This window comes from Inquilinus sp. CAU 1745 (assembly GCF_039839375.1).
GTDB lineage: Bacteria > Pseudomonadota > Alphaproteobacteria > DSM-16000 > Inquilinaceae > JBDOQU01.
Window position 1 is genome coordinate 1 of record NZ_JBDOQU010000019.1, and the last position, 18225, is coordinate 18225.

Annotated in this window: 17 protein-coding genes and 1 tRNA gene; 8 read left to right on the forward strand and 10 right to left on the reverse strand. The window is 66.7% G+C overall.

Translation table 11 applies throughout. The features are described from left to right. Positions 1–46 precede the first annotated feature (46 nt). Positions 47–123 (forward strand) — tRNA-Met (locus AAFN89_RS18420). Positions 124–141: 18 nt separating this feature from the next. Here the strand turns inward: AAFN89_RS18420 and AAFN89_RS18425 are convergent. The 10 genes from AAFN89_RS18425 to AAFN89_RS18470 all read right to left on the reverse strand — a co-directional run bounded on the left by AAFN89_RS18425 (position 142) and on the right by AAFN89_RS18470 (position 10353). Further along, on the reverse strand, positions 142–807 hold the full coding sequence (locus tag AAFN89_RS18425) for a hypothetical protein (protein ID WP_347540680.1): 666 nt from the start codon (positions 805–807) through the stop codon (positions 142–144). 49 nt (positions 808–856) lie between these two features. After that, positions 857–1705, reverse strand: a complete 849-nt coding sequence (locus AAFN89_RS18430; RefSeq protein ID WP_347540681.1) for a DUF2950 family protein — start codon at positions 1703–1705, stop codon at positions 857–859. Between the two features lie 93 nt (positions 1706–1798). Further along, positions 1799–3070, reverse strand: coding sequence for a DUF3300 domain-containing protein (locus tag AAFN89_RS18435; protein WP_347540682.1), 1272 nt, complete (start codon positions 3068–3070; stop codon positions 1799–1801). Positions 3071–3102: 32 nt separating this feature from the next. Then, positions 3103–5406: a mechanosensitive ion channel family protein gene (locus AAFN89_RS18440; RefSeq protein ID WP_347540683.1), complete on the reverse strand. Its 2304-nt coding sequence runs from the start codon at positions 5404–5406 to the stop codon at positions 3103–3105. Continuing rightward, positions 5403–5726, reverse strand: coding sequence for a hypothetical protein (locus tag AAFN89_RS18445; RefSeq protein ID WP_347540684.1), 324 nt, complete (start codon positions 5724–5726; stop codon positions 5403–5405). Before AAFN89_RS18445 ends, AAFN89_RS18440 begins: the two co-directional genes overlap by 4 nt. Beyond that, the gene (locus AAFN89_RS18450; protein ID WP_347540685.1) at positions 5659–7173 is read right to left on the reverse strand and encodes a patatin-like phospholipase family protein; all 1515 of its coding nucleotides are present in this window, start codon (positions 7171–7173) and stop codon (positions 5659–5661) included. The genes AAFN89_RS18445 and AAFN89_RS18450 overlap by 68 nt, the downstream gene beginning before the upstream one ends. A gap of 41 nt (positions 7174–7214) precedes the next feature. Continuing rightward, on the reverse strand, positions 7215–7787 hold the full coding sequence (locus tag AAFN89_RS18455; RefSeq protein ID WP_347540686.1) for a lipid-binding SYLF domain-containing protein: 573 nt from the start codon (positions 7785–7787) through the stop codon (positions 7215–7217). Positions 7788–7824: 37 nt separating this feature from the next. Next, positions 7825–8817: a formylglycine-generating enzyme family protein gene (locus AAFN89_RS18460; protein ID WP_347540687.1), complete on the reverse strand. Its 993-nt coding sequence runs from the start codon at positions 8815–8817 to the stop codon at positions 7825–7827. A gap of 186 nt (positions 8818–9003) precedes the next feature. Beyond that, positions 9004–9330: a GYD domain-containing protein gene (locus tag AAFN89_RS18465; RefSeq protein WP_347540688.1), complete on the reverse strand. Its 327-nt coding sequence runs from the start codon at positions 9328–9330 to the stop codon at positions 9004–9006. A 111-nt stretch (positions 9331–9441) separates the two neighbouring features. Then, positions 9442–10353 (reverse strand): LysR substrate-binding domain-containing protein, encoded by a 912-nt coding sequence (locus AAFN89_RS18470; RefSeq protein ID WP_347540689.1) that lies wholly within the window; start codon positions 10351–10353, stop codon positions 9442–9444. Between the two features lie 155 nt (positions 10354–10508). Between AAFN89_RS18470 and AAFN89_RS18475 the strand changes: the two genes are divergently transcribed. The 7 genes from AAFN89_RS18475 (at position 10509) to argE (ending at position 18224) form a co-directional block, all read left to right on the forward strand. Then, positions 10509–12119 (forward strand): ABC transporter substrate-binding protein, encoded by a 1611-nt coding sequence (locus tag AAFN89_RS18475; protein WP_347540690.1) that lies wholly within the window; start codon positions 10509–10511, stop codon positions 12117–12119. 165 nt (positions 12120–12284) lie between these two features. Then, a complete protein-coding gene (locus tag AAFN89_RS18480) occupies positions 12285–13262 on the forward strand; it encodes an ABC transporter permease (protein ID WP_347540691.1) in 978 nt (325 codons plus the stop codon). Next, on the forward strand, positions 13259–14167 hold the full coding sequence (locus tag AAFN89_RS18485) for an ABC transporter permease (protein WP_347540692.1): 909 nt from the start codon (positions 13259–13261) through the stop codon (positions 14165–14167). The genes AAFN89_RS18480 and AAFN89_RS18485 overlap by 4 nt, the downstream gene beginning before the upstream one ends. Before the next feature lie 10 nt (positions 14168–14177). Next, positions 14178–15161, forward strand: coding sequence for an ABC transporter ATP-binding protein (locus tag AAFN89_RS18490; RefSeq protein WP_347540693.1), 984 nt, complete (start codon positions 14178–14180; stop codon positions 15159–15161). Further along, a complete protein-coding gene (locus AAFN89_RS18495) occupies positions 15161–16162 on the forward strand; it encodes an oligopeptide/dipeptide ABC transporter ATP-binding protein (protein WP_347540694.1) in 1002 nt (333 codons plus the stop codon). The genes AAFN89_RS18490 and AAFN89_RS18495 overlap by 1 nt, the downstream gene beginning before the upstream one ends. A 2-nt stretch (positions 16163–16164) precedes the next feature. Further along, complete coding sequence (locus AAFN89_RS18500) at positions 16165–17055, forward strand: N-formylglutamate amidohydrolase (protein WP_347540695.1); 891 nt, start codon at positions 16165–16167, stop codon at positions 17053–17055. Then, entirely contained in the window at positions 17052–18224 is a 1173-nt protein-coding gene (argE, locus tag AAFN89_RS18505; RefSeq protein WP_347540696.1) for an acetylornithine deacetylase, read from the forward strand. The genes AAFN89_RS18500 and argE overlap by 4 nt, the downstream gene beginning before the upstream one ends. The last annotated feature ends 1 nt before the right edge of the window (position 18225 follow it).

An 18225-nucleotide genomic window follows, 5' to 3' on the forward strand; every position in this document is an offset into this window, starting at 1 on the left:
GACGTTACACCCCGGCGAAAGCCGGGGCCCATGCCAAGAGCACCAACGCGGGGTGGAGCAGCCCGGTAGCTCGTCAGGCTCATAACCTGAAGGTCACAGGTTCAAATCCTGTCCCCGCAACCAAATTCCAAGCCCGTTAGATCAACGATCTAGCGGGCTTTCGCTTGTCCGGATGCCCTGTTCGTCGGAATCTGGCGCCGGGCCAGCCGGCTGTATCTCATGCGCCAGCCCGGCTTTCTCGAGCAAATCTATCGAGCCGACGCCGAGCCGGGTGATGCAGGCCATGGCGGCCGAGACGGGCACGTCGAGCGGGCGAATCCGGTCTTCGGGGAGATAGCCGGCGGCTGGGGTCGGCGCGCTCGGGACGAAGACGGTCGCGAGGCCGTTCGGGTGGCGTTCGATCACGAAGCTCAGCACCCAGGCATCCTCGATCGAGGCCAGCGCGACGGACAGGCCCGAATTCGTCTCCAGACCCACCATGCTGGCCATCACGGTACGGAGGAACATGAAACCGGGGATGCGCCGCAGGACCGCGTATTCGAGCCGATGGCCGACGGCGTGGCCGGCCTTCGTCCCCGCGATCAGGCCGGCCAGGAAGCAGAGCGCGATGAGCGCCGCGATCGCCAGCAACTCGATGATCGCGATCCCCGCGACGGTGTCGCTCGGCGCCAGCCGCGTGAAGGGCCGGAGGATGCGCATGGCGAACTGCGCCGCCTCGCGGAGGATGAGCGCCGCGAGCACGACCGGCACAAGGAACAGGACGCCGCCCACGAGGGTCGTCCGGACGAATGAGACAACCGCCTGCATCGTGACCTCCCCGTGGGGCAGGTTCCTCTAGAAGCCTGTCCGAAAGAATCTATTCCTCGACCGCCTCCCAGCTTTCGTCGAAACGAACCTCCTGGATCGCGGCGGCAAGGAGCGCGGTTTCCGGCCCCAGATCCTTCTCCCACACCGTCCCGTGATGGCTGACCAGGAAGGTCGTCACGCCGGTCTCGCCATAGCGCGCCGGCACCGCCAGAAGCCCGAAGCCCGCGATCATGTTGCCGTTGATGACGTAGTCGTAGCGCCCGCCCGGCACGCCGTCCGCCTGCCGGGTGAGGATCCGGAACGCGTAGCCGTGGAACGGCTCCTCCCGCGCCCGGGCCGATGGATCCGCGCCGAGTTCGGCCACATAGGGGCCGAACGGGCTCTGATCGGCGGGATCCTCGCCCGGCCAATACAAGCCGTCCCGCAGGCCGGGGCTGCTGAGGATCTGCTGGGCGTATTCCAGAACCCTGTCACCATCGCGATCCTCCGCCGCATAGACGGCCTGGGCGCCGATGAACCGCCGCGCGACCTCGATCGCCTGCAACTCGTTGGCGCCGATCCGACGGATCCGGATTTCCTCGATCCCGGCTCCGGTGTCGAAACTCCATTTCCCGCCCCGGCGGATGAGCGGGATCGGCGATGGCCAGTCCCGCGGTCCGAGGACCAGGATCATGGCGTCCTCGCCATCGGGTTCGAGCGACATCTGCTCGGCGGCGGCATCGGCGAGCACGGCCATGTTCGCCCGCAGGCCCTCGGGATCGTCGGCGACGAGCGCATCGCGATGGGCGCTGCCGAGCACCGCGAAGAGCCGGTCAAGATCGCCCGATCGGAATGTCTCGACCAGAGCCGACGCGGCAGCATCGGGGGTCTCGAAACTTTCCTGTGCGATCGACGGCATTGCCGTCAACGCCGCAAATGCTACCGCGATGCAGGATGACCATCGCGGGAACCTGAACGTCCGTCTCATCTGAGTTCCTCCTTCTCCACGACTCTAGCGGCGGCCGCGCCCACGAACCGCATGGCCGCCGCGCGCCGAATGGCTTTGCGCCACGCGCCCGACATCCGGGTTGCCCATGGGACCCATGGAACGGTGCACCGATGCGTCGGCCCGCCGCTCCCGCTGCGGTGCGGCTGCGCGCCGGTCCGGCGCCTGTCGGCGCTGATCCACGGCCTGATGACCGCGCGCGGACTGCTGGACGGCCTCGCGGCGCTCGGTCGGCCGGCCGATATGTTGCTGGCGCTGGGGCGCGGCGTTGCCGATCCGGCCGTCGTCGGCGCGCTGACCGACACCGTCCCATGTCCTCTCCATCCGGATCGGGGACTGATTATTAACGGCACGGACGGGCGCCAGCCCATGGGCCCGCTGGTCCAGGGACCGGCGCTGTGCGTCGGAGAGCTGGGGCCGGTCCCGTTCCGCGCGCCAGGAAACCCGCCCGTCGTCGCCGACGCGGCCGCGCAGATTGTCCACGTCGCGCCGCTCGCCATCGAAGCTGTTGTTGATCCGTTCGACGCGGTTGCGATCGATGTCGATATCGTTCAGGTCGATATCGGCCCGATCGATGTCGATATCGATATCGTCGTCGTCCCAGTCGAGCGCGAACCCGATCGCCGAACCGAAGAACAGCCCCGTGAAGAACGGCGCGGCCGGGTTCCAGTAGACCGGCTGGGGCGCTCCGTAGATGACGGGCGGCGCGGTGGAGTACTGGTTGATAATGACGGGTGCGGGGTCGTAGCTCGGCACGGCGATCACCTCCGGGTCCGCCGGCTGGACGATGATCGTGTCGCCCTGGTCGACCACCACCGTCGTATCGGAGGTCTCCAGATAGCCGGCGTCGAAGGCCTCCTGCCGCAGGGTCTGGATCGTGTCGAACACCGCCTGCGGATCGGCCAGCACTGCCTCTCCCAGCTCGACCGTTCCGGCAAGATCCTCATTCATCTGCGTGACCACGTCGGGGTAGTTGAGCAGCGCGATGGTCGACGGGTCCCAGGCCGGATCCGGTTCGAGGGTCAGATCCGATTGCCGCGCATCGAGAAGGCGCGCCGCCTGCACGATTTCCGCCGGAAAGGTGCTCGCCGGCAGGATCAGGGCCAGAAGGTCGTCGGGATAGAAGGCGACCGGGGCGACCAGCGTGCGGAGGTCTTGGGCCAGCGCGCTGTCGGCCGCCGGATCCGCCGTCTGGCCGTGCGCCGCCGAACTCCATGCCGGCGTCATCGCGAGCAACGCCGCAACGGTCAGCCAAATGCAGCAACGATCGGGTCTCATCTGTGCCTCCTCACGATGCTTGGTCTGCTCCCTCAGGGCATGTCGGTCTTTTTCTGTTCGCCCTCTTTGATCGCTCCGGACGCGGCCGCCCCGACAACCTGGCTCAGCGCATCCTGTCCTTCGACCTTGACCACGACGCCCTGGCCGACCAGGTCGATGTCATGGTCGTTGAACGCCTGGATCAGGCGGCTGTAGGCCTCGCGGCGAATGACGAACTGCTGGCCGGGTTTGGCGATGTACTTGATGCCGACGATCAGCGCGTTGTCCTCCACCCGGCGCACGCCCTGGGACTTCAGCGGCTGGATGAAGGACGGGCCAAGCTCCGGATCGGCGGAAAGTTCTTTGCCGATATCCTTGACCAGCTTCTTCACCAGCGCGAGATCAGTTTCCGGTGAAACCCGGAATTCCAGCCTGACCAGCGCCCAGTCGCGCGTGTAGTTGGTCAGCGCGGGAATCTGCCCGAAGGGCAGCGTATGCACCGCGCCGCGATGGTGGCGCAGCCTCAGGGACCGTAGCGAGATTCCCTCGACCGTCCCGCGTAGCGAGCCAACCTCGACATAGTCGCCGATATGGAACGCGTCTTCGAGCAGGAAGAACACGCCGGCCAGGATGTTGGCGATCGTCGATTGCGCGCCGAGCCCGATCGCAAGCCCCACGACCCCGGCCCCGGCGAGGAGCGGCCCGATCTCGATGCCGAGCGACGACAGCATGACCATCGCCACGACGATGATCATGACGACCAGCAGGAACTTGCGCAGCAGGGGAAGAAGCGTCGCCAGCCGATGGGCGCGGATTTCGTCATCCCTCTGGCTGGCGCGGTCCAGCGTGCGGTCGATCCAATGGACGATCAGCGCCCAGCCGACATAGGCCAGCAGCAGCACGATGCCGATCTGGAACAGGGCGCGCACCGCAATGCCGGCGAAGCCTTCATGCTGCGACGGATCATAGCCCCAGAGCCGCGCTGTTAGAATCACGGCGAGGAAGATCAGCACCACCCACACCGCGCGCATCAGCCGGTTGACATGGCCTGCCGCGCCGGGATCGGCGGGCGCGGCCGAGGCCGTCGGCAGGGGGTCGCCGTACTCGTCCATCGCGGGCGGCTGGTCCGCGGCGGCCGGCCCGGCGGAACTCCCCTCGTAGAACCGGACGATCGGGCTCTGGATCAGCAACGCCAGGATCGGCACGGCGACGACGATCAGCAGGCTCGTCAGCGCCCGTACTCCGGTCTCCGGCTGCTGGCGGATCGCGGCGTCGGCGACGACCACCCAGAGGCCGCACAGATAGGCGGTCGCCATGACCGGCCAGGCCCCGAGAATCGGCGCATCCCGCAGGTCGAGCCTCAGCCGGTCGGCGATCGCCGTCGTGATCGCGTGGCGGTGGCGCCAGATAAGCGTCAGGAGATAGGCGAACGGGATGACGCTCAAAGGCAGCGCCAGCGCGATCGTGGCGTCGGGCGCCATGCCGAGCGTGGCGAAGAGCCGGACGATCGTCGCGACGACCACCGTCAAAAGGACGACGGTGACGATGGTCCGGTGCAGGGCGCGGGCAGGGGCGTCCGCGATGGGAATGAGCCGCAGGTCCGGCTGTCGCGGGTCGCAGAGAAAGGTGGCGGCCCGTTCGACAACGAGTACGACGGTCGCGGCGTTCAGCACCAGGAACAGGATCGCCGGCGCCGCCGGGTGGGGCGGCCGCATCAGCGCATAGGCGATCAGGGCGCCGGCCAGGAAGGCAGCGATCTCGATCAAGTCGAGGATCAGGCGCAAGCCTTGATACGATAGTTTCTGCGCGCGACGCATGTCCGGCCGCACCGCCAGCCGCCGCCGGCGCGCGGCGAAGATTCGCCGGACGAGCAGCATGACCACGGTCCCGACGCCGAGGATGAGGGCGAGCCCCAGGATCAGGCGGCGCGGGCTGACCGGCGCGTCTTGCCCGTGCGGCCGGGCGAAGGCATCGGCCATGGCCGTGGGCAAGCCCGGATAGGCGGCGGCGATCCATTCAAGCCGCCGGCCGTAGAACGCCAGCGGCATCTCCGCCGGCGGCGCGGCGGACCGCCGGTCGATCTCGGCCAGAAGACGGTCGCGCAGCGCGTCGCGGACCGCCTGATCGTCCATGACGGCCAGCGTCGCGTCGAGCTGCTCCGGCGTCATGCCCTGCGGAAATGCCTGAAGCAGCGCGTCGACCCGACCATCGGTCTGGCCATCGGGCGGCGGGGCCGCGACATCGGCGTCGGCCGCCTCTGCCGAACCGACGCCCAGCAGCAGGACGAGGCCCAGCAGCGCCGCGCGGCCGCCCGCCTGCCATCTTGCCGGCCATCTCGCCCTCGACGCATCGTTCATCCGGCGATGCCCCAGGTGCCGTCCGGCCGCTGGCAGAACCGAAGGTCGAACAGTGCGACCCGATCGCGCCGTTTGATCTGGAAGTCGACCCGGCCGCAGGACGTGTCGCCCTCGGTGTAGGTCTCCAGGAGCGTGGATTGCCCCGAAATTCCGGTTTCGGGATTCTGCCAGGAATCCACCGCGCCGACCTCGCCGGCCTGGAGCACGGAATGGATCGATTGCTCCAGCAATCCCCTGTCTGCGTCGCTGAGCTCAATACCGGCCCCGGCGGCGCTGAATCCCATCTGGCCATGGGCGGCGCCGGCCGCCGCCACGATCATGGACGATATCAGGAGGGTCTTGAGGGCTTTCATCGTAATCCCCATTCGGTTGTCTAGCCTGGATTACCGGCCGCGATGGGCCGTGGGTCATGCGTGGGCGCGGGCAGGGGCGGCTCGACCTGCGGCGCCGCGTAGCCGGGCGGGGCCTTGGCCCAGGGGTAGCCATGGATGGCCATGTCGTACCCGACCTGGAAAAGCTCACGCATATATTCGGTGTCGAACGGCTCCTCGGGCGGGGTCGTGAAACTTTCTGGCATATAAGCGAGGTTGAAGTCGATATCGTCGCGCTGCGCGGCCAGGTAGATTCGGTAGAGGTCGCCCACCCCTGGGTCTGGATCAGCGACGAAACCGTGCGTTCTAGAATGCTGAAGGTGCGCCGCTCGACCTGCGCCCAGTCCGGATCGAGCCGGGCGTTGCGGATGACGTAGAGGTGGCGTTCCCGTTCGATGCCTCTCTCGGCGTCGCGCGCATGTATGTCGATCGATGGCGGGTACACGAACACCTGCGCGCTGGCGCCGCCATCGACATGCATCTCCTCGTATGTCCGGCCGTCGAGTTCGACATCGATCATCACCGGCGGAAAGGCACCCGGGATCGCCGCCGAGGCGACCAGTATGTCCCGGACCAGATCGAGCGCCCCCGGATGGCCGCTCGCGGCAATCTTGCCGATATCCCAGATTACCGGCCGTCGCGCATCCAGGTTCGTGGTCCCGATCAGGAGAATCCGCCCCTTCGCATGCTCGGCGGCGATCTCATCGAGCATCGCCTGATCGACATAGCGGGCGATCGTTCGCCGGAGCGGCGTGTTGTCGGCGATGGCGTCCTGGAACACGACCGCGAGATAGCCGCGCGGCTGAAGCACGTCCTTGGCGGAGATCGTGGTGTAGACCTCCTTGAGCTCATCGTCATAGGCGGGGCCGAGGAAGGCGAAGGGCGCGGTGAGCGCGCCCGTGCTGATGCCGGTGACGCCCTTGAACGTCGGCCGCGTACCCGCCGCCGTCCAGCCCACCAGCAGGCCAGCGCCGAAGGCGCCGTTCTCTCCACCGCCGGAGATCGCCAGGAAGTGCGCCGGGGGGAGCGCGTCCTGATGCTCCGTGCCGCCATACAGCGCCAGTTCGCGGTCATAGGCGTCTTCGGTCGCCTGGATGAAAGCCGCCGGATCGGCATTATCGCCCCAATAGCGGATGTCGGCCATGTCGGGAATGGTCGCCTTTTCCTCCTCGGCGGCGGGCACCGCGTTCAGGCGCGGCAGCGGATCGCCGCAACCGGCGAGGATCAGAAGAATGGCCGGCACGATCAGGAATTTCCGATCGCCGCTCATCGGGGGAACAGGAACGTCACGATCGCGCGGATGCTCAGCCCCTCGGGGCCGCGTCGCGTCCTGTGCCGCGGCGCTTGCGCTGGCAAGGCTCAGGAGGATCGCTGCGCCGTACCAGATGCAACCCATCGACGTTCTCTTCTCCATGCCGCCGCCGACGCCCTGGCTGGTCAGCTTGTCCAGTCGAGCTTGGTCACCTTGGAGCCCTCGAGCGTGGCGGCCGCCATAAGCCCTGCCTCGCCGAAGATGAAGGCAAGGATGTCGCTGTTGATGTTGGTGGTGTCGATCGCGCCGCCGGCTCCGACCTCGACGACCGCCGCCGACGCATCGACGCCGAACTCCAGCCCCGCGCGGTTTTCCAGCTTGTCGAGCGCGGCGTCGCTCATGAACATCAGGACTTCGGAGCGGCTCTGGGCGCCGGCCTGGAAGCCGAACGATCCGCCGCTCTTGTTGTAGTAGTCCACGATCTCGCCGTTCTGAATCAGGCAGCCATTGCCGCTCTCGCCGCCGATGACCAGACCTGCCTTCACGACGTTCGGGAACACAAGGACGCCCTCGGAATCCTCGGCGATGCTCCGGGCCTGCGGCGCTTCGGCATAGAGCTCGTTGAGCGCGCTCCGGCATTCGGTCTGCAAGGCGGCGGCGCGCTCGGCGTCCGTGCCGGTGTCGAGCGGGTTGCCGCCGGCGCATCCGAGCAGCGCGAGTGTGGAAGCCATGGCGAGGGTCCGGGATATGCTGATCATGACATCCTCCGTGTCTGGGTTCTTGCCGGATGTGAATTCATTCGACGTCCATCGCTATCCGGAAGCCGATGTGGTTGGAGCCGACGCCGCGCTCCGCCGGCTGCCGCGCCGCCGGGCGATATCGCAGGCAGTAGGATGGCGCGCAGAGCCACGAGCCGCCCTTGACGACCCGCATCGCGCCGATATCCGGGCTGGCGAACCGGACGGCCAGCATTTCCGGAGGACCTGAGGGATTTCTCTGCTCCGTGGAAGGGTGGCCCGGCACCCACCAGTCCGTCACGTATTCCCACACATTGCCCGCCATATCCGACAGCCCGTACCCGTTCGGCTGGAACGATCCCACGGGCGCGGTGCCGTGATGCCCGTCCTTGACCAGATCGACGGCGGGGAAAGGCCCCTGCCAGCTGTTGGCCTTCCACCCCTGCGACGGGTCGTATGTCTCTCCCCAGCTATAGGCCGCACCCTCCAGCCCGCCGCGGGCGGCGAATTCCCATTCAGCCTCCGTGGGCAGCCTGCCGCCGGCCCAGGCGGCATAGGCTTCGGCGTCCTCGGGCGAGACCTGGACGACGGGGTGATCCTCCAGCCCCTCGATCGTGCTGCCGGGACCGGACGGGTGACGCCAGTCGGCATCCGGCACGTAGCGCCACCAGCCGGTCATGTCGGACATGTCGACGGGCCCAGACGGCTGCGCGAATACCATGGAGCCGGGGACAAGCAGTTCCTCCGGCCAGGTCGGGTGCAGGGCGGGGTCGATGCTGCGCTCGGCGGTCGTGACGTAGCCGGTCGCCTCGACGAAAGCGGCGAACTGGGCGTTTGTCACTTCGGTGCGGCCGATCAGGAAGGGATCGACGGTGACGCGCCGCCTCGGCCCCTCCTCGGGATAGTGCTGCTCGGACCCCATGAGGAAGCTGCCGCCTTCTATAAGGACGAAGTCGATTTCATCCTGGGCTTCCAGGGGCGCCGTCCGGATTGCGGCCGCGACGACGAGGGCCGCGAGAGCGAGAGCCGCGAGGATGATGGTTCGCTGCATACCCGGACACTCCCAGTTGGCGTCGCTGGCCGGTTTCGGGCATCGACCGGGTCGAGTGAGCGATGCCAGACATCCCGGTGCGGGCCGTGGCGATCACGACGGGAATGGCAGGTGTCACCATTTCCTCATGCGTGTACTCTGCGACGCCCATGCTATCGCTGGCGAAACTCGATGACGGGAGGGGCGTCAAGCGCCGGGCTTCCTGTAGCCGATCGACTGGGCGCGACTGAGCGCATCAAGCGTTTCCTCGACCGACAAAAGCGGCGTGGTTTCGAACTTCGAAAGCGCACCGCCCCCGCCGATGGCAATGGCCACGGCGGCCATCGACACGTTGTCAGGCGCTTCCCAGAGATTGTAGCCGTCGCGCGAGCCGAAGGCGTACCAGAAGCCGTGCAACTTGCCGCCCACGGATTCGATGTACTGGCGCGCCGCCGCGCGTCGATCCTCGGGATTCTTCACCAAGCGTGCCCAGGTTTCGGGCGTGTAACTGAAACGCGTCAGATACATCGGCATGGCTCGTCCCTCCAAGAAGGGACTGGAATCATACATCCGATGATCTGCCGAAGATAGAGGTGGTGAACCTCTGTCATGCGCGGAAGCAGGCGGAAGCGCCAGAACAATTCCTCAACCCCCCGGCAATCCCCGTGCATGTTCCCGCACATGGTGGGTGAGATAGCCGCAGAAGCTTCGCACCATCGCGGATCGCGGGCGGGCGATCGGGAAGAAGAGGTGGAACTGTAGCGGGATGCGCGGGCGGAAGGGGCGGGCGACGACGCCCCGGCCGTAGAACAGCGGCGCGGTGAACGGCTCTATCAACGCCACGCCCAGCCCTTCGGCCACAAGGCCGTAGGCGACATAGGCCCGCTGGGTCGTGACCCTGATCTTCGGCCGGACGCCGGCTTCCCCCAATATCTGGTCGGCGCGGTCCCAGGACAGGCGGTCGTCGTTGAGGCCGATGAAATCCTCGCCGTCCAGATCGTGCGGCTCGATCACCTTCTTCCGCGCCAGCCGGTGGCCGGCCGGCATGGCGCAGACCAGCGCCGTGTCGATCAGAAGCTCGCTCTCCACCCCCGGCAGGTCGGTCGGGCGGATGGCGATCCCGAAATCGACGCGGCGGTCCGCGACCCAGTCGACCACCACGCCCGATCCGCGCGTCACCACGGTCAGCGCAACATCGGGATGCGCGTCGGCGAAGGATTTCACCACCTTCGGCAGGAAGCTGGACGAGAAGGTGGGCAGGCAGGCGAGGCGGAGTTGCCCGCTACCCCGGTCGCGGATCTGTCGGACCCGTTCGGTAATCGTGTCGAGGCCGAGGAACAGCCGGTCGACCTCCTCCAGCAGCAGCAGCGCTTCGGGCGTCGGCGTCAGCCGGCGCTTGTCGCGGATGAAGAGAGGAAGTCCCGTCGCCTGCTCCAGATCGGCGATCAGCCGGCTGGCGGAAGGCTGTGATATCGCCAGCAGATCGCTGGCGGCGGTCACGCTGCCTGTGAGCATCACGGCGCGGAACGCCTCGATCTGCCGGACCTTGAGTGTCATCGGCGGTTCATAGCATTTCCGTATGAAAAGAGAAATAAAACGAATTTGACGCTATGGATGTGCGGCTTCTACCTTGACCTGATCGGACGGAAGCGCCCGCGAGAACAAGGCGCGAAAACTCGTCATCGAACCGATGAATCAAGGGAGGAAGATTAATGAAGCGACGATATCTCGCGGCCGCCACGCTGGCCGGCGTCATGGTCGCGTCCGCCGGCACCGCCGCGGCGCAGGAGCTCACCATCGGCCTCGCCGCCGAACCTAGCTCGATCGACCCGCACTATCACAACCTGACGCCGAACAACGCCCTGCGACGTCATATCTTCGAAGGGCTGATCGGTCAGGATGTAAACCAGACCCTGACGCCGGAACTCGCCGTCTCCTGGGAACCGACCAGCGACACGACCTGGGAATTCAAGCTCCGCGAGGGCGTGAAATTCCATGACGGCACGGACTTCACGGCCAACGATGTGGTCTTCACCTTCTGCCGCATCCCCAACGTTCCGAACAGCCCGTCCTCCTTCGCCGTCTATTCCAAGGCCATCCAGGCGGTCGAGACGCCGGACCCCTACACGCTGATCATCCACACGGCCGAACCCTATCCGTTGCTGGCCAACGATCTCAGCACCTTCGGGATCATTTCCGCCGAGACGGCGGGCGTGGGCGAGGTGACGTTCGGTCCCGACGGTTGCGAGGGCGTGAGCGAATACCCGGAGACGGAGGCCTTCAACAGCGGCGAACTGGCGGTCGGCACGGGCCCCTACAAGTTCGTCGAATTCGTGCGGGGCGCCCGCATCGTCCTTGAGGCCAACGAAGATTACTGGGGCGAGCAGCCGGAATGGGACCGCGTGGAGATGCGTCCCATCACCGAGGACGGCCCGCGGGTCGCTGCGCTGCTGGCCGGCGACGTCGATCTGATCGAGAACCCGCCGCTCCAGGATCTGGAGATGTTGCGGGACAGGGACGACGTTACCGTCGTTCAGGGCCTGTCCAACCGGGTGATCTACATCCACATGGACCAGTTCTCCAACACCTCGCCCGGCATCACCGGGACCGGGGATCAGAACCCGCTCCAGGACGTACGGGTCCGCGAGGCGCTGTCCAAGGCGATCAACCGCGAGGCCATCGCCGCGCGGATCATGGGCGGCGTCGCCGAGCCGGCGAGCCAGCTCGTAGCCCCCGGCCTGTTCGGCTACAATGAGGAACTGGAGGTCGAGCCCTACGATCCGGAAGGCGCGCAGCAGCTTCTGGCCGATGCCGGCTATCCGGATGGCTTCGGGCTGGTGCTCGGCACCCCCAACGATCGCTACATCAACGATGAGCGGATCGCCCAGGCGGTGGCCCAGATGTGGGCGCGGATCGGCATCGACGTGACCGTCGACGCCCAGACCAAGAGCGTCTTCTTCTCCCGCAGGAACAATTACGAGTTCAGCACCTACCTGGCGGGCTGGTCGAGCGGCACGGGCGAGGCCTCCTCGCCGCTGAAGGCGCTGGTCGCCACCCCCAACCCGGAGATCGGGTATGGCGGCACCAACCGCGGCCGCTACTCCAACCCGGAGATGGACGCCGCGCTGACGGAAGCACTCCGGACCGTCGACGACGCAGCGCGTGAGGCGCTGCTTCAGGAGGCGGGTGCGCTGGTGATCCAGGATTACGGCATCCTGCCGATCCACTACGAAGTGACGCCCTGGGCGATGCGTAAGGGGCTCAGCTATGAGCCGCGCGTCGACCAGATGACGTTGGTCACCGGCATCACGGCGGTCGAATAACGCCGTTGCGCCAACCCCCTCCCTCCTTCAATGGGGGGAGGGGATGACCGGAGAAGGCGGGCGGTCGCCAGTTTCCCACCCGGCGCCGCCCGCCTCCTTCCCTGCCGGACATGACGTCCAGGAAGCCCCACGCCCGCTCAACAGGCAGCACAGGAACTCGAAGACGTGCTTGTCTACCTCATCAACCGCACCTTCCAGAGCATTGCCGTGATGGTGGTGATGGCGGTGATCGTCTTTCTGGGCGTCTACGCGATCGGCGACCCGATCGCTCTGATGATCAGCCCCGACGCCACCCAGGAGGAGATCGCCGCGGCCGTCGCCCGGCTGGGGCTCGACCGGCCGCTGCATGAACAGCTCTGGGTGTTCCTGGCCAACGCCATCCAGGGCGATCTCGGCGTTTCCTTCGTCCATAACGTGTCCGCGGTGACGCTGATCCTCGACCGGCTTCCGGCCACGATGGAACTGGCATTTACGGCCATGCTGATCGCCATCCTGGTCGGCATTCCGCTCGGCATCATCGCCGGGCTGCGGCCGAACGGCGTTGCCGGCAAGTCGATCATGGCCGGCTCCATTCTGGGATTCAGCCTGCCGACCTTCTGGGTCGGGTTGCTGATGATGGTCATATTCGCGGTCAAGCTGGGCTGGCTGCCGGCGACCGGGCGCGGCGAGACGGTGGAGCTTCTCGGCGTCCCCGTCAGCTTCCTCACCCTCGACGGCCTCTCTCACCTGATCCTCCCGGCGGTCAACCTCGCCCTCTTCAAGACCTCGCTGGTGATCCGGCTGGCGCGGGCGGGAACGCGGGAGGTGATCCAGCAGGACTATATCCGCTTCGCCCGGGCCAAGGGGCTGACCTCCCGGCGCATCGTCCTCGTCCATGTGCTGAAGAACATGCTGATCCCGGTGGTCACGGTGCTGGGGCTGGAGCTGGGGTCGGTCATCGCCTTCGCGGTGGTGACGGAATCGGTCTTCGCCTGGCCCGGAATGGGCAAGCTTCTGATCGACAGCATCCTCCATCTCGACCGGCCGGTGGTCGTCGCCTACCTGATGCTCACCGTCGTCCTCTTCGTCGCGATCAACTTCATCGTCGACCTGATCTATTCGCTCCTGGATCCCAGGGTCCGGCTCACCGGAGAATCGTCATGACCGACGTAGCCACCGGTCCCAAGCCGGGCCGGGGCGAGACGCCGCTGGGGCGCATCGTCCGGGACTTCGCGCGCAGCAAGATCGCCGTCGCCAGCCTCGCAATCTTCGTCCTGCTGATTCTTCTGGCTGTGTTCGCTCCTCTGGTGGCGCCGCAGAATCCCTACGATCTGGCGCAGCTCAGCATCCTCGACGGCATGCTGCCGCCGGGGTCGGAAAGCTTCGAGGGCATGGTCTACTGGCTGGGCACCGACGATCAGGGGCGCGACATGTTGAGCGCGATCCTCTACGGGCTGCGCGTCAGCTTAGGCGTCGGCGTCTCCAGTACGGTCATCGCGCTGGCCATCGGCATCGTCGCCGGCCTCACCGCCGCCTATTTCGGCGGCAAGGTCGATTCGCTGGTGATGCGGGTCGTCGATCTGCAGCTCGGCTTTCCGTCGATCCTGCTGGCGCTGATCCTGCTCGCCATTCTCGGCAAGGGGGTGGACAAGGTGGTGATCGCGCTGGTCGCGGTGCAGTGGGCCTACTACGCCCGCACGATCCGGGGCGCCGCGCTGGTCGAAAGGAAGCGGGAATATATCGAGGCGGCGACCTGCCTCGGCCTTGATCATCGGCGCATCGTGCTCGGCCACCTGATGCCGAACTGCCTGCCGCCGCTGATCGTGGTCGCCACGGTCCAGGTCGCCCACGCGATCGCGCTGGAGGCGACGCTCAGCTTCCTCGGCGTCGGCGTTCCGGTGACGGAGCCGTCGCTGGGCATGCTGATCGCCAACGGCTTCGACTACCTGCTGAGCGGCCATATGTGGATCAGCATCTATCCCGGCATCGCACTGGTGATCACGATCGTCAGCATCAACTTGGTCGGCGACCAGTTGCGCGACGTCCTCAACCCCCGGCTTCAGAGATAGGACGGCGGCGATGGGCACGAATGACGCGACCCTGGCGGTCGAAAACCTGCGCACGCACTTCTTCACGCGCGCCGGCGTGGTCAAGGCGGTGGACGGGGTCAGCTTCACGGTCGGGCGCGGCGAGGTGCTGGGGCTCGTGGGCGAATCCGGCTCCGGCAAGTCGGTGACGGGCTTCTCCATCCTCGGTCTGGTGGACGAGCCGGGACGCATTATCGAAGGTTCTTCAGTCCGCTTTCAGGGGCAGGAACTTGTCGGCGTTCGCGAAAGCAGGCTGCGCCAGCTCCGCGGCCGGCGGATCGCGATGATCTTCCAGGATCCGATGATGACGCTGAACCCCGTCCTGCGGATCGAGACGCAGATGGTGGAGGCGATACAGGCCCATGAGAGGGTCGGTCACCGCGCCGCCGTGGAACGCGCTCGCGACGCGCTGGGGCAGGTCGGCATCGCCTCTCCGGAGGAAAGGCTGAAGGCCTATCCGCACCAGTTCTCCGGCGGCATGCGCCAGCGTGTGGCGATCGCCATCGCTCTGCTGCACTCGCCGGACCTGATCGTGGCGGACGAGCCGACGACGGCGCTGGACGTGACGATCCAGGCGCAGATCCTGTTCGAGGTGCAGAAGCTCTGCGAGCGGTCGGGCACGGCGCTCATCTGGATCACCCATGATCTCGCCGTCGTCTCCGGCCTCGCAGACAAGATCGCGGTGATGTACGCCGGCCGCATCGTCGACAGCGGCGACGCGGCGCAGGTGATCGAACATCCGCTCCACCCCTATACGCGCGGGCTGATGGATTCGGTCCCCAGCCGCAACCGGCGGGGCGCGATGCTGAACCAGATCCCCGGCATGACGCCCTCTCTCCTCGACCTGCCGAAGGGCTGCCCGTTCCGCCCGCGATGCAATCGCGCGACGGAGCAATGCGAGGAAACCCCGGCCGAGACGACGCCAATAGAAGGACATGCCGTCCGCTGCTTCCATCCGCTGGTCGAGGGCGCGTGATGACAGACGCATTGATCGAACTCGACTCCGTCGCCAAGCGGTTTTCCCGCAAGGCCGGGCTGGCGGAAAAGATCGCCAGCCGGCTGGGCGCGCGGATCGACCGGCGGGTGGTGCATGCGCTGGACGGCGTCGACCTCAGCATCGCCAAGGGTGAGGTGGTGGGACTCGTCGGCGAATCCGGCTGCGGAAAGTCCACGCTGGGCCGGATCGTCGCCGGAATCCTGCCCCAGACCAGCGGCAGCGTGAAGTTCCGCGGGCGGGAGACTGCCTCCCTGTCCGGCGTGGAGGCCAGGGCCGCCAAGGTCGCCGTCCAGATGGTCTTCCAGGACCCGTTCGCGTCCCTCAACCCGCGCAAGCGGGTGCGGGAGATCGTGGGCGAGGCGCCGCTCTACCATGGCGTCGTCGGCCGGGCCGAGCTTGACGATTACATCGACGACGTGCTGCTGCGCGTCGGCTTCGACCCGGCCTACAGGCGGCGCTATCCGCATCAGTTCTCCGGCGGACAGCGGCAGCGGATCGGCATCGCCCGGGCGCTGGCGGTGAAGCCGGAATTCCTGGTCTGCGACGAAGCCGTCGCCGCGCTGGACGTGTCGATCCAGGCCCAGGTCCTCAACCTCTTCATGAAGCTGCGTGAAGAGTTCGACCTGACCTACCTGTTCATCAGCCATGATCTGGGCGTGGTCGAGCATATCTCCGACCGGACGGTGATCATGTATCTGGGGCGCGTCGTGGAAAGCGCGCCGACGGATGAGCTGTTCCGTGAGCCGAACCATCCCTACACCCGGGCGCTGCTGGCGGAGATGCCGCGAATCAGCGTCGGTCGCCGCCGGTTCGAGCCGATCAAGGGCGAGATTCCTTCGCCCATGGCCCCGCCGTCCGGCTGCCATTTCCATCCCCGCTGCCCGTTCGCGACCGAGCGCTGCCGTCGCGAACGTCCGGCGCTGAAGGAGATCGCCCCCGGGCGGCTCTCCGCCTGTCACCTCAACGACGAGAACCATTGAAGATGAAGCAGGAAATCGAAGGCGTCCTGACGTTCGAGGATGGCGGCGGCGATGCCGCCCCGGCGGTCTTCGACTCGCCGCACAGCGGAGTTCTCTATCCGGACGATTACGGCTACGCCATCCCGCTTTCCATTCTGCGGAAGGCCGAGGACACCTATGTCGATGAACTCTTCGGGGCTGCGCCCTCGCGCGGGGCGGCTTTCCTGTGCGGCCTGTTCCCGCGCAGCTACATGGACGCCAACCGCACCCTGGCCGACCTCGATCCCGACCTCTTGGCGGAAGCATGGCCGGAACCGCTGGCGCCCGGCGTGAAGACCCGGAACGGCCAGGGGCTGATCTGGCGCATCTGCCCGCCCGATCATCAGATCTACGACCGGAAGCTGACGGTCGCCGAAACCCGCAACCGGATCGACTCCTTCTGGCGGCCCTACCATGACCTGCTGAAGCAGGCGCTGGATGCTCGGCATGCCCGGTTCGGCCGCGTCTGGCACATCAACTGCCATTCGATGCCGGCGGTCAGCTCCGTCACCTCGCCGGAGGGGGCGGGCGTCGCGCGGGCGGACTTCGTGCTGGGCGACAGGGACGGCACGACCGCCGATCCGGCCTTCACGGAATTCGTGCGGCGGGAGATCGCCGCCATGGGCTACGAGGTGAAGGTCAACGATCCCTACAAGGGCGTGGAGCTTGTCCGGGCCTATTCCGATCCGGCGAAGGGAAGGCACAGCCTCCAGGTCGAGATCAACCGCAAGCTCTATATGGACGAGACGACGTTCGAGCGGTCGGCCGGCTTCGCCCGTCTCCAGCAGGATGTGACCCGTCTGATCGACGCCATCGTCGGCTATGCCCGCGAACATTGCGAGCCCCGCGCCGTCAAGGAAGGGGCGCTGTCGTGACCACCACAGACACCAGGCCCCTCAGCCTGGACATGCTGAAACGCCTGGTCGGATTCCCCACCGTCAGCCGCGACAGCAACCTGGATCTCATCCGCCATGTCGCGGACTATCTGGCCGGGCATGGCATCGATTCCCGGCTGACCTATGACGACACCGGGCTGAAGGCGAACCTGTTCGCCACCATCGGGCCTGCCGACGTTCCGGGAGTCGTGCTTTCCGGCCATACCGACGTGGTGCCGGTCGACGACCAGAATTGGAGCAGCGACCCGTTCGACCTGACGGAGAGGGAAGGTCGGGTCTACGGCCGGGGCGCGACCGACATGAAGGGCTTCGTCGCGGTGATACTGGCCTTCGTCCCGCGCTTCGCTGCGGCGAACCTGAAGAAGCCGGTGCATCTCTCGCTCTCCTATGACGAAGAGATCGGCTGCATCGGCGTCCGCCGGCTGATCGACGATCTGCCCGCCCTGCCGGTCCGGCCGGAGATGTGCATCGTCGGCGAGCCGACGCGGATGCGGCTGATGCTGGCCCACAAGGGCAAGGTGAACATGCGCGTCCGGGTGCGCGGGTCGTCCTGCCATTCCTCGCTGGCCCCGCAGGGGGTGAACGCGGTGGAATATGCGGCGGAGCTGGTCTCCTTCCTGCGGCGGATGGCGCGGCGCAAGGCGGCGATGGGACCGTACGACCAGCTTTTCGACGTCGCCCACACCACCGTCCATACCGGCATCATCGCTGGCGGCACGGCGCTCAACATCGTGCCCAAGGATTGCCGCGTCGATTTCGAGATACGGGCCATCCCCCAGGACGATCTGGAGGAGATGGTGGCCGAGGTGAAGGCCTTCGCGGCGACGGAGCTGGAGCCGGAGATGAAGGCGATCGATCCGGAGGCCGGCTTCAGCTGGGAGGTGATCTCCTCGATCCCCGGCCTGGATACGGAGCCGGACGCCGAGGTCGCCCAGATGGTCAGCCAACTCACCGGCCGGAACGATTTCGGCAAGGTCGCCTTCGGCACCGAAGGCGGGCTGTTCCAGAAGCGCGGCGGCATCCCGACCGTCATCTGTGGGCCCGGCGACATCGACCAGGCCCACAAGCCGGACGAATTCATCGAATTGTCCCAGCTCGCCGAATGCGAAGCCTTCATGGAAAGGCTGATCGAGCGTCTGGCGGCGTGAA